We start from the raw sequence: 11,444 nt of genomic DNA, 5'->3' as shown, positions 1-11,444 counted from the left end.
AAGGCGAGATGCTGGCATTTTACGATTTCCCAGCCTCTCATTGGCAACATATCCGGACATCAAACCCAATTGAATCGACCTTTGCCACGGTACGGCTTCGGACAGCGAAAACAAGGGGATGCGTTGCAAGGCATACTATCTTGTCAATGGTTTACAAACTCGGCCAAAGCGCTCAGAAGAAATGGCGGCGTCTGAGGGGATTCAGGCTGCTTGCTGAGGTCATTCAAGGAGTGAAATTCAAGGATGGAGAGAGGGTTGAACCTGTAAAAGAAGGCGAGCTTGACAGGGCTGTCAATATCTGAGAATGATTCCTCAAACACCAGACTTGATTATAACTCTCTAAAAGGAGGTATCTTATGAAATCATATATGGTATTCTTTGTTAGTATAATCGTCACATCAATATTAATGATCACGCAACTTGTCGGCAATATTGCAATTGCCGAGGCTACACAGAGGGAACATCCAATGGAATTGAGTAATCTTCTAGCCAAGCGAATTTTTTTCGGACATCAATCAGTTGGTGAAAACATTATTAGTGGAATCAAGCTCTATGATGAAAAATTAGCAGCGACGATCTTTCCTATGAATGAAAAAAATATATATATTCCCAATACAGGAATTATTCATAAAAGAATTGGGCAGAATAACTATCCAAAAAAGAAAATTGATGATTTTGTTAAGGTTATCAGAGATGACTTGGAGGGTAGCGTAGATATAGCATTTATAAAGTTATGTTACGTTGATATTACTAAAGACACTGATATTCAAAGTGTTTTTGATTATTATAAGAAAAATTTTGACAAATTAGCAAAAGATTTTCCGAGTACGGTTTTCGTTCACTTGACAGTTCCGCTGACAAGTCTAAAAGAAACTTGGAAAACCAAGTTAAAAAAGATATTAGGGAAAGATGATATTTGGGAGTATGCCAATAACATCAAGCGTAATCAATATAATAAAATGGTGATGGATGAGTATCAACATACTGCACCTTTCTTTAACTTGGCAAAAATTGAGGCAACGAGCAAATCCGGAGAGTTAATATCTTTCAGTCATAAAGGTGAACAATATCTGGCTATGGCCAAGGAGTGGACATCCGACGGCGGGCATCTCAATGAATCGGGTAGCCTTCAAGTGGCAAGGGAATTGTTATTGTATCTTAACTCATTGTAAATTCTTTATTTCGTTCTGCATGTGGTCTTTATAAAAATATACTCAAGGTATAGCTTGTGAGCAAAGATTACGTTTTGAAGAAATGAGGAATCAGCTGATATAAAAGTGGGAAATCTAAAAAGATTAGCCAGCAAGAATTGATATGAAATATAACGTACTCTACATTATTGAGAGTATGAACCTCGGGGGTACTGAAAAACAACTCTGTGAGTTGATCAATGGTTTGTCGGCAAATGGAGTTGTTCGCCCACATCTGTGCACCTTGAAGCCTTCGTCCGATCTGCTAGACTCCATTAACTGCCCCAAAATTGACTTGGGTACTCGCAGACTTTTAAGCCTTGATATCCCTCAGAAAATTAAAAAATTAGCTCGTTTCTGTAACGATTACGAGATTTGCTTGGTTCAGACGTTTTTTCAAGATCCTTCAGTAATAGGGGCTATGCTGAAACTTCTTTTGCCTGTTAAACTCATTATAACTTTTCGAGACCTTGGGTTCTGGCGAACTCGCTTGGAGAATTTTAAGATGCGTTTAGCCTACAAGCGGGCGGACGGCTTCATTGCCAATTCATTAGCCGTAAAAAAACACTTTTCGATAAATGATGGATTGGCTCTTGATAAAATCAAAGTGATATATAACGGTTTCGATATGACCGAATTGGAGGGATATCGTTCCGGTTCGGTCGAGGACGGTCTACGAGAAATTGGCATAGTAGCTAACTTGAATAGACCAGTCAAGAGAGTTCAGGATTTTATCGCAGCCGCCGCCTTAGTACGCGCGAAGAACCCAAATGTTGTTTTTTCGGTCATTGGAGATGGGCATCTGCGTATGGATCTGGAACGATTCACGGATTCATTAGGGCTGAACCAAGTGGTTAATTTTGTCGGGCGTCTGGAAAACCCACTGGAACACATCGCAAATTTCTCTGTAGGTGTTATCACCTCAGAGACAGAAGGACTTTCCAACGCAATTATTGAATACATGGCTTGTAGCGTTCCGGTAGTGGCTACGAATACTGGCGGAAACCCCGAACTGGTTTTGGAAGGTGAAAACGGTTTTCTATATCCGGTTGGAAACGTTGAAGTGCTTGCAGATCGTATCTTAAAGCTGCTGGATGATAATGTGAACCAAAGGATTGGCCGCAATAATCGTGAAAGAGTTGCTAGTAATCTTTCTTTATCCTACATGGTTAAGTGTTATGAAAATCATTACCAGGATATGCTTTCCGGTTGTCCTCTGCAGCCAACTTCTCTTGGCGGTCAGTTATGAAGTACGCATTAAAAAAAATTCTGCTGGCAACTCCTGGATTTCAGGTTTTATGCCGATTTTTGACCAGACGGCACGTTCGGGTACTGATGTACCATCGATTTTCCGATGACGCGTCGACACAAGAGCGTTTCGTCACTGCCAAATCGTTAAAAAGCCATCTACGATACATTAAGCAGCATCATCCCATCTGGAGCCCGGACGAACAGTTAACTGCGTTGCAAAAGAAAAAACCATGGGAGCCAAGTCCTGTAGTTGTAACGGTAGATGACGGATATCGTGATTTTTACGAGGTTGCTTATCCAGTTTTTAAAGATTTCGAGATCAAACCGGTTCTATTTGTAACCACAGGTTTTGTCGAACATAGGTCGCTTCTTTGGTGGGATAAACTGCGTGTGATCTTTGAAAAAACGTCTCTGGAGAAATTGCATTTTTCTCTATCTGGTAAGCGAATAGAATTACAGATAAAGTCTGATGGTGAGCGGAATCGTGCTTGGAATTACGTCGCTGACTTGTGCCGGTTCATAAAGCATGAGCAGAAAGAGAACCTTCTCAGGCAAATAGCAGAGAATCTTGCTGTGAGCCCCGAGAATATTTGTGATGAGAGCTGCCAGGCCTGTACTTGGGAGCAGATCGTCGAGATGGCTGAGAATGGAGTTGTTATTGGGGCCCACACGGAGAACCATCCTATACTGTCTCGGCTCGATCCCGACCGCACACGTAACGAGATTGTTGGCTGCAAGATCAAACTTGAAGAAAAATTGCGAACTTCAGTTGACTGGTTCTGTTACCCACAGGGAGGGCCGGCGGATTTTACTGTCAAGACCATGAATATTGTCCGTCAGGCTGGGTTCAAAGGCAGCTACATTGCCTATCAGGCGTTGCAGTATGATTTGTTCACTTTGCCGCGCTATTGCGTTACCGAGAATAAGACGGATTTTTCCTGGTGTCTTTGTGGTGCCGAATTTCTCGTGCTGAAAATGCGACGACTGATTGGTCGACCGACCTCGGTAGGTGAACAATACTGGCGAGGTTACCGTCAGGAAGAAGTCGCATGAGGTTGGAGAAGGAGATGAAATGACCGGAACGACACCTTCAAAGCCAATGATTTCCGTTATCATGGCAACATACAACATGGGACAGTATGTATGTCAAGCTGTTGATTCGGTTCTCGATCAAGATTACGGCAATCTTGAAGTGATCGTTGTCGACGATGGATCTATTGATGATACCCCCCTTAAATTAAAAAGGTATGCCTCTGACAGTCGTGTTAAGCTGATACACCAGGAGAATGCCGGGCAAACGACGGCCAAGAACAGGGGACTGCAAGAAGCGCAGGGAGAATATGTCGGTTTCTGCGACGCTGACAATTTCTGGTTTCCGAGCAAACTGAGCCGCCAACTGCCCCTATTCGACAATCGGGATAAACTCGCTGTGGTCTATGGAGACCTGCAACTTATTGACGCTGCGGGGAACAAGATGGCAACACCTGCCGTCAAACGCTACAGCGGCCGCATCACCGGTCAGTTATTGTGTGATAACTTCGTTAGCTTTAATACAAGCCTGACACCTCGTCGGGTGGTGGAAGAGGTTGGAGGTTTCGATGAATCCCTTCGCATGGGAATCGATTACGACCTGTGGCTGCGTATTTCTGTGAGCTATGAGTTTCAATATATACCAGAGCCTTTGGTTGGCTATCGCATCTGGGGTGGGCAGATGTCCAACCGGACTGGAGAACGCTTTGAGAATTCCTTCCGAATGATGAATAATTTTCTGGCCAGATATCCCAGGAGCGTTACCCCTGCGGAAGTTCGGCGTGGCTGGGCGCATACCTATGTGAGCCGGGGGCGCTGGAAGGCTTCCGAAAAACGGTATGGTGACGCGTTGCTGGATTATTTTCGGGCGTTCAAGTACCGTTTTTATGATCGGAGATTGTGGAAGTCATTGATTAAGTTGGGTGTGGGGAGCAAATAGGAGACCATGGATCTTCGTTATCAATGGGCAAAACGGGAGGATACCCCCCTTATACAAGAGTTCATACGGGAGCAGTTCGGGGCCGATTCAATTCAGGCGGCGTCTGGGCGTTTCGATGCCCTTTTTACCGAGCATCCCGGCGGTTTTCATGTCGCTCTCTGTTGTTTTGCCAGAAGAATCGTTGGTGTGAGGTGTTATCTCCCGGCCAGGATTGTCTGTTGTCAACAAGAATACCAGGCTGCTTTTCCCATCGATTTGATGGTCTCGCCGGAGTTCCGTCGCAAGGGAATCAGCAGTCTTTTTGTCGATATGGCCTTGGAGCGTTTTAAGGCCACTGTTTCCAGTGGCCAGTCCACAGCTCAGGCGGCAGTGTATGGAAAAAAAAAGGCATTAATCGTCGCTGCCTATCATAAAGGTTACTTGGTCAGACGCCCAAGCACGAGCAAAGGGCTCAAAACAACGGCTCGGGATATCCTCAGTTGGGTCCGTTGGACTGTAATGAATAAGCCACAAATAGTTAATACAGATCTCAACATAAATGATTTGAACAGAATTCAGAATATCCTAAGTGATCGTTTCGGAGAGAACGACGCAGGAATCGCAACATCTGGTGAACTGTTGGCTTGGCGCTATGCTGGTTCGTTTTACCAAGATTGCCGACTGGCCCTGTTGAAGATCGGAGAAGATAGTGGCGTCGTTGCCTATAGGGCGAAAAGAGACGAAACACAGATCCTCGATATTTTGTGTCGCGAAAAAGCTCTTGACAATTTGATTCGGGCCGCGGCAGTGGGGCTGCCGGGAAACAGAATCACAGCGATTTTTGCCGGTGAAAGATTGGCCGGCCGGTTTGCCGCTGCAGGGTTTTTCGTCAGGCCACAAGAAGCAAGGTTAACAGTCTATACAAAAGATATGGTTTTGAGAGAGAGGCTGCAACTTGCCGATTGGAAAGTGTTTGCAGGCGATTCAGATACGGCGTTGCGTGAATTTCCAACGGAGGAGGAACCGTGTGCTATTTTCTGATTACCTTCGCTTTATAAAAAGTGACCTGTACCGTTATTGTGGAAAGAAGGGGGGGTTTGTAACGACCTACTTTTCGACCCCTGGGTTTCATTATTCTTTCTGGATGAGGACCACCCGATTTCTGAAAGAAAAAGGCGGATTTTTATTGCCGCTCACTGTGCTTTGCAGGCTTTGGTTACGACGTCTCCAGTTTAAGTATGGGATTTCATTACCATACAACACTGAAATCGATAGGGGGCTATATATCGGACATTATGGCGGAATAGTGATAAACCACCAATCGGTTATTGGGAAGAATTGCAATTTGAACCATAATGTGACTATTGGCGCGACCTATGGAGGAAAATTATCCGGAACTCCGAAAATAGGCGATAACGTCTATATCGGGCCTGGCTCGTTCATTATCGGGGGTATCTACATAGGGCATAACGTTGCGGTAGGTGCGAACACGGTCGTTACCAAGTCAGTGCCTGACAACGGTGTTGTGGCCGGACCCCTAGGTGAGGTCATTTCATACAAGGGATCGGGTAATTATGTCATCAACACGGATTACTAAAGTCATGCATTTCACAAGAGCAGGACAACGATGAACTTTGCTTTTCTTAGAAGGCATTTGTTCGAGCCTCTGCATGGGCGCCTGACTGGCAGCCCGAAGCTGGCCTATTGGAAAGATCTGGAAAAAAACCAGTACTTTTCAACGCAACATCTGCTTGGAATCCAACAGCGGCGATTAAGAGAACTTATCGCATTTGTCTGGGAGAACAACTCTTTCTATCGTGAACGGATAGCGGCTGTCGGCCTGAATCCCGCTACCATGCAAAACGTAACCGATCTTGCAGGTTTGCCGATCCTCACTAAATCTGAGATTCGCGATCAAATGCACAATCTGTTAAGTCGAGGACTCGATCAGAAGACGCTACAAAAGGCGAAAACCGGCGGTTCGACCGGGACTGCACTGGAGTTGTATTTTAGCGAGGAGTGCAGTGAACTGCGCAACGCCTGCGCACGCCGATCTGACTGTTGGACCGGTTGGCGTCCCGGCGAACCGATCGCTGCCTGCTGGGGGAACCCGAAGCTGCCGAAAACTTACAGGGAGCGCCTCAAATTCAATCTGATCCAACCCTATTTCTATCTCGATACTATGCGGGTAGATGAAAAAGCGGTCAGGTTTTTTGCCGAGCAATGGCGAAACGCCAAGCCCACCCTGCTATATGGCCATGCCCATTCTTTGTATTTACTAGCTGAAGCTCTACAGGACCTGGCAATCTCTCTGCCAGCGCCAAAAGGGATACTATCGACATCAATGATGCTGATTCCCTCTGAACGGGCGGTGATTGAGGAGGTGTTCGAAACGAAGGTGACAAATCGCTACGGTTGTGAGGAGGTAAGTCTGATCGGCTGTGAATGCGAACGGCATGAAGGGATGCATTTAAATATCGAGCATCTCGTTATCGAGTTTTTAAGAGATGATGGTACACCAGCTTCCCCAGGTGAACCGGGCCGGATTGTCGTGACCGATCTGATTAATTGGGTCATGCCTTTAATTCGATACCAGGTAGAGGATGTTGGTGTACCCTCACTGAGCGTCTGCTCCTGCGGTCGAGGCCTGCCACTGATGGATCAAGTGATCGGAAGGGTGGCTGATTTTTTGATAAAACTAGACGGCTCGCGGGTCGCAGGGATTTCTTTAATTGAAAACACTTTGACTGACATACCCGGCATACGTCAAATGCAAATTATTCAGGAAGCCATTGATGAAATAAAGTTGAACATTGTCCCTGCAAATAACTACACCCAGGAAACATACGATCAACTGCTTAGCTATTTTCAGGACCTCTTCGGAGATGCGGTTCGATATACCATCAAAAAAGTTACTGATATCAAGGCAGAACCTTCCGGGAAATATCGCTTTTCGATCTGTAATGTGAAGTAATTGCCGTGATTTTCCAACTACTCAAAAACGACGATGAATGTTATCCACGGGTCAGCAATGTGGTACTATTGGCTTTTTGCGGGTATGTTCTCATCTGGTACCTGCAGATAGGTTATCGCGTCCCTGCTTTGGGAGCGATCCGCATTGAGTTCATCTGGGCGCTGGTTTTAACAGCAATAGCCTTGCTTTCGCCAAACGTGTCCACGATGACGGATAATCCTTTTAGCGGGGTTGTTATCCTGTTGTTTTTAGTAATAGCCATCCAAGTCCCTTTTTCTCTCAATCCAGAGTATTCGTGGAATGTCTTTTTTAATCGGGTGGTGAAATTTGCATTCATGGCATTTTTTATTGTCAGTTTTGTCAAGAGTCCTAAGGGATTGATTTTTTTTATTGGGGCTTTCATGCTTGCCTGTATTAAGATGGGTCAGGAAGGTTTGGTCGGGCAAATAAGCGGAAGCATGGTATGGCAGAACCAAGGGATTATGCGATTACATGGCAGTACGCCTATGTATACACACCCCAATTCATTTTCGGGAATGGCATTGGGGACAATTCCATTTATTATTTATCTGTTTCCAATAGTACCTAAAATTATTAAAATTATATTGTCAGTTCAGTTGTTGTTTGCTTTGAACATTCTCATTCACACTGGATCCCGGACTGGTTATGTAGCTTTTATTGTTATGTTGATTTTTTTTGTTTTAAAAAGCCAGAAAAAATTGTTTGCTTTATTGGTCCTAGTGATTTGCATTCTAATTTCAACACATTTTGTAAACCAGCAGTACTTTGAAAGGTTTAGTACCATTTTTAGTGGGCAAGAAATTGAAGGTAACTCCATTGGAGCTAGAATCCAGATCTTAGAAGACGCAGTGACAATTTTTAAGGAGCATCCTTTTGGAGTTGGCGTGGCGGCATTCCCAATTGCAAGAGAAGCTAGATTCGGTAGAATTCAAGATACTCATAATCTCTACCTTGAAGTAGCAACAAATCTTGGAATTCAAGGTTTGATTGTTTTTGCAGCATTTATATTTATCATGCTGAAAACATTAAAAAATATATGTCGTAATCTAGAAAAAAATAAGAATGCTATATCGAAAGCCCTTGAAGATAAGGAAATGTTAAGTGCTAAAAGAAGTAGATTAAAAAAATTACATGCAGATTCGCAATTATGTATCGCTCTGTCAACAGCATTGACACTCTTCATCCTAGTAAGACTTGCGCTGGGTCTTTTTGGTATGGATTTGTATGAAATATATTGGTGGTTTAGTCTAGGGTTAAGCATAGCCATTTTTCGTATACATCGGAAAATATTAGATGCCAGTGACGAGTTTCTTGCAAAATTGGCAGGCAAGCGACGCTATTGCCATTGACTACCATATCTAAATTTCGGTTTATCTGATTAAAGCTTATTGTTTCATTGAAACAAAGTATGGTTCCTCGTCATTTCGTTTGGATTTGATATCATAGGATCAAATCCAAACGAAATAGCCAGCAGAAACGTATGAACGGTAACGATATCATAACATTAGGTCCTGGGTTAGAGAAGCCTTGGGAAATCACCGGCCAAACTTTGAACACCGAGTGCACGCCCCATGAACTGCGGAGCACCTTGTCCGCTCCACGAGGAAGCAGTTTCCCCTGTCCTGAGTGCGGGGAGTTGTGCAAAGCGCATGACTTAAAGGAAAAGACCTGGCGCCATCTCAACTTCTTCCAGCATCATTGCTACATCACCGCCGACGTACCGCTGATCAAGTGCAACGACCACGGGGTTCAGAGAATCACCGTGCCTTGGGCGCGCAAGGGCAGCAAGTTCACCTTGCTGTTCGAGCAAGCCGCGCTCTTGCTGGTGCGCGAGATGCCGGTATTGGCGGCGGCCCGGATCATCCAGATTCCCGATAAAAAGCTGTGGCGCATCGTGTCTCATTACGTCTCGGAAAGCCTAGCCAAACTTGATCTGAGTGAACTCAAAGCCATCGGTCTTGATGAAAGCTCGGCAAAGAAACGACACAACTACGTGACCGTGCTCATCGACCTGGACCGACAGAAGAATCCGGTCGTTTTCGTTGTCCCTGGCAAAGGCCAAGACACGATTCACCAATTCAAACGATTTCTCACTGAGCACGGTGGCACTGCCGACAATATCCTGGAAGTGACGTGCGACATGTCCAGGCTGTTTCTATCCGGTATCAGGAAGCATTTCTCGAAAGCAGAGATCGCGGTCGATTGGTTCCATATCGTGCAGATCTTCACCAAAGCAGTCAACAAGGTCCGTGTCCTGGAGGCCAAAAAAAGACGGTTGCCAAAGGCAACACGCTGGGCCGTTTTGAAGAATGAGGAATCGACCACTCTCAGCGAAAATGAACGGAACGCCCTTGCCGAACTCAACTCGATGGACTTCTTCACGGCCATCGCCTGGCGGGGAAAAGAGCGGTTGCGCTGGGTACGAAGAGCAGCAACTCCACAGGCGGCCAAATGGCGCTTGAGCAATTTTCTGCTGTGCATGGCAGAGACCGATTTGACCAGATCACCGGTGTTAAAGCCGATCATCTCCGCAATCGAAACGGTGATCCGGCATCGCCTGGCGATTGAAGCTCGCTGCCAGTCGGGCCATAGCAATGCTCGCCTGGAGGGCTTGAATAGCATCTTCCAGGCGGCCAAAGCACGGGCCAGGGGGTACCGAAATCCAGAGACATTTATCAGCATGATTTACCTAATCGCCTCACCGGTTGGTAATCTGCTCAAATCCACTTGAAACGACGAAGAGCCGCTTTCTTTTAGCAGGTGTTTTTTTGTACTCAAACAAAAAGATAGACCTAAAAATGAGAAAAAATATTTTTGCTCAAATATCTCAAGGAATTAGTAACCGTATCGAGAACAGCAAAATGGGTCACCTACTGTGGCAAAGTCTGAAATTTTTTCCATTATTACTTCCGAATGCAATAATTTGTAGACATATTTCTTTTCTCACAGGAAGGAAATATGACTTTTTCAAAAGTGCTTGGACAGCTTGTTTACATCACCCACAGCACTTACGTTTACCAAGATTTGGTTATTCAGAAATTGATGCTATGGTTTCGCTTGCTAAAAAACGTTTTCAGGGGAAGGATGCCACATTTTATATCATCTCTGATCTAAAACTTGCTGAGATAGGTTTTGATTTTACCACTCTTCCTGCATTTTGGATTTCTTCCCTTGAAGAGATTGTGCTCACACATAAACCCCTTGTATTTTTTTGTATCTACGATAGTGACGAGAAGTTAGCGGAAATTCTGCGTGTGATTCTCAAGATGAAAAACTGTTTTTTTTACACACCTAAATCATACCTGCCCACTGCACGCTTCTTTCATAGAGATGATGCTGCAAAAAAAGTGCTTCTGGAAAACTTACCCCTCAAAAATGAATTGGATACCTTTGATCTCATTGATTATGAAAATATCTTACGTGCGATCAAATCTACCTGTGAACTGGAGGGCGCCTATGTTGAAATTGGAGTCTATAAAGGAGCCAGTGCGCATCTAGCTCTACGCTATATGAAAGAAATTCAGCTCAACCGTAAAGCATATTTCCTAGACCTATTTGAAGGATTTTCATACGAAACAGCTGAAACTAGTCCGGATGCATTTTGGCTAGGGCAGTTTAGCAGTACTTCGTATAATTTAGTCCACTCTCGATTAAAAGAATTTGAAAATATGAAGCTGGTCAAATGCAATATTATAACGGATCCAATACCAGAGGAAATTCAATCAATAGCGATATGCAATCAGTAGTGTCCGGTTAAGAGCCAAACGACTCGGTGTAACATCTTGTATTAATATAGCATTCACGGCAAAATGACCATAATCGACTTGAAATCTGATCCCTTTCTAGGGAAATTCTTCGGCAAAACCCTGGAGGGGGGCGCACATGTTTGCCGGACAATTGATTTTCAAGCAGGTTATGGAGTTCATGCCATTGCCAACCTTTCGTCGGTGTGTAGCCAAATACCAAGGAGAGCGCAGGGTAAGAAGGTTCTCCTGTCTCGATCAATTCTTGTGCATGGCCTTTGCCCAAATCACCTACCGAGAGAGTCTTCGCGATATCG

At 44.6% G+C, this 11,444-nt stretch carries 12 protein-coding genes; all 12 read left to right on the top strand.

Features of this window, described 5'->3' with window-relative positions; translation table 11 throughout:
• The coding region (locus BUC26_RS21780) for a transposase (RefSeq protein WP_208609877.1) at positions 1-302 on the top strand (302 nt) is incomplete at its 5' end.
• Positions 303-356: 54 nt separating this feature from the next.
• The gene (locus BUC26_RS21775; protein ID WP_073379435.1) at positions 357-1,172 is read left to right on the top strand and encodes a hypothetical protein; all 816 of its coding nucleotides are present in this window, start codon (positions 357-359) and stop codon (positions 1,170-1,172) included.
• 142 nt (positions 1,173-1,314) lie between these two features.
• Entirely contained in the window at positions 1,315-2,439 is a 1,125-nt protein-coding gene (locus tag BUC26_RS21770; protein WP_073379434.1) for a glycosyltransferase, read from the top strand.
• Positions 2,436-3,494, top strand: a complete 1,059-nt coding sequence (locus BUC26_RS21765; RefSeq protein WP_073379432.1) for a polysaccharide deacetylase family protein — start codon at positions 2,436-2,438, stop codon at positions 3,492-3,494. The genes BUC26_RS21770 and BUC26_RS21765 overlap by 4 nt, the downstream gene beginning before the upstream one ends.
• Positions 3,495-3,513: 19 nt before the next feature.
• Positions 3,514-4,410, top strand: a complete 897-nt coding sequence (locus BUC26_RS21760; RefSeq protein WP_084540846.1) for a glycosyltransferase — start codon at positions 3,514-3,516, stop codon at positions 4,408-4,410.
• A gap of 6 nt (positions 4,411-4,416) precedes the next feature.
• Positions 4,417-5,430 (top strand): GNAT family protein, encoded by a 1,014-nt coding sequence (locus BUC26_RS21755; protein ID WP_073379428.1) that lies wholly within the window; start codon positions 4,417-4,419, stop codon positions 5,428-5,430.
• Positions 5,431-5,533: 103 nt separating this feature from the next.
• The gene (locus tag BUC26_RS24595) at positions 5,534-5,986 is read left to right on the top strand and encodes a serine O-acetyltransferase (protein WP_208609878.1); all 453 of its coding nucleotides are present in this window, start codon (positions 5,534-5,536) and stop codon (positions 5,984-5,986) included.
• Between the two features lie 30 nt (positions 5,987-6,016).
• Positions 6,017-7,363: a phenylacetate--CoA ligase family protein gene (locus BUC26_RS21745; protein ID WP_073379425.1), complete on the top strand. Its 1,347-nt coding sequence runs from the start codon at positions 6,017-6,019 to the stop codon at positions 7,361-7,363.
• Positions 7,364-7,368: 5 nt separating this feature from the next.
• Positions 7,369-8,733, top strand: coding sequence for an O-antigen ligase family protein (locus BUC26_RS21740; RefSeq protein WP_208609876.1), 1,365 nt, complete (start codon positions 7,369-7,371; stop codon positions 8,731-8,733).
• A gap of 131 nt (positions 8,734-8,864) precedes the next feature.
• A complete protein-coding gene (locus BUC26_RS21735) occupies positions 8,865-10,115 on the top strand; it encodes an ISL3 family transposase (RefSeq protein ID WP_073379421.1) in 1,251 nt (416 codons plus the stop codon).
• Between the two features lie 67 nt (positions 10,116-10,182).
• Positions 10,183-11,130: a hypothetical protein gene (locus BUC26_RS21730; RefSeq protein WP_143166128.1), complete on the top strand. Its 948-nt coding sequence runs from the start codon at positions 10,183-10,185 to the stop codon at positions 11,128-11,130.
• 136 nt (positions 11,131-11,266) lie between these two features.
• Positions 11,267-11,444: DUF4372 domain-containing protein (locus tag BUC26_RS21725; RefSeq protein WP_143166127.1), on the top strand; the 178-nt coding region annotated here is incomplete at its 3' end.

The organism is Desulfofustis glycolicus DSM 9705 (genome assembly GCF_900130015.1).
Taxonomy (GTDB): Bacteria; Desulfobacterota; Desulfobulbia; order Desulfobulbales; family Desulfocapsaceae; genus Desulfofustis; species Desulfofustis glycolicus.
The sequence above is the reverse complement of the archived record's forward strand: the minus strand, read 5'-3'. Positions and strand labels throughout refer to the sequence as shown.

What these genes read in the sequence shown, in the direction of transcription:
- BUC26_RS21775 (WP_073379435.1), top strand. Translation starts at nt 357, where the DNA reads ATGAAATCATATATGGTATTCTTTGTTAGTATAATCGTCACATCAATA.
- BUC26_RS21770 (WP_073379434.1), top strand. Translation starts at nt 1,315, where the DNA reads ATGAAATATAACGTACTCTACATTATTGAGAGTATGAACCTCGGGGGT.
- BUC26_RS21765 (WP_073379432.1), top strand. Translation starts at nt 2,436, where the DNA reads ATGAAGTACGCATTAAAAAAAATTCTGCTGGCAACTCCTGGATTTCAG.
- BUC26_RS21760 (WP_084540846.1), top strand. Translation starts at nt 3,514, where the DNA reads ATGACCGGAACGACACCTTCAAAGCCAATGATTTCCGTTATCATGGCA.
- BUC26_RS21755 (WP_073379428.1), top strand. Translation starts at nt 4,417, where the DNA reads ATGGATCTTCGTTATCAATGGGCAAAACGGGAGGATACCCCCCTTATA.
- BUC26_RS24595 (WP_208609878.1), top strand. Translation starts at nt 5,534, where the DNA reads ATGAGGACCACCCGATTTCTGAAAGAAAAAGGCGGATTTTTATTGCCG.
- BUC26_RS21745 (WP_073379425.1), top strand. Translation starts at nt 6,017, where the DNA reads ATGAACTTTGCTTTTCTTAGAAGGCATTTGTTCGAGCCTCTGCATGGG.
- BUC26_RS21735 (WP_073379421.1), top strand. Translation starts at nt 8,865, where the DNA reads ATGAACGGTAACGATATCATAACATTAGGTCCTGGGTTAGAGAAGCCT.
- BUC26_RS21730 (WP_143166128.1), top strand. Translation starts at nt 10,183, where the DNA reads ATGAGAAAAAATATTTTTGCTCAAATATCTCAAGGAATTAGTAACCGT.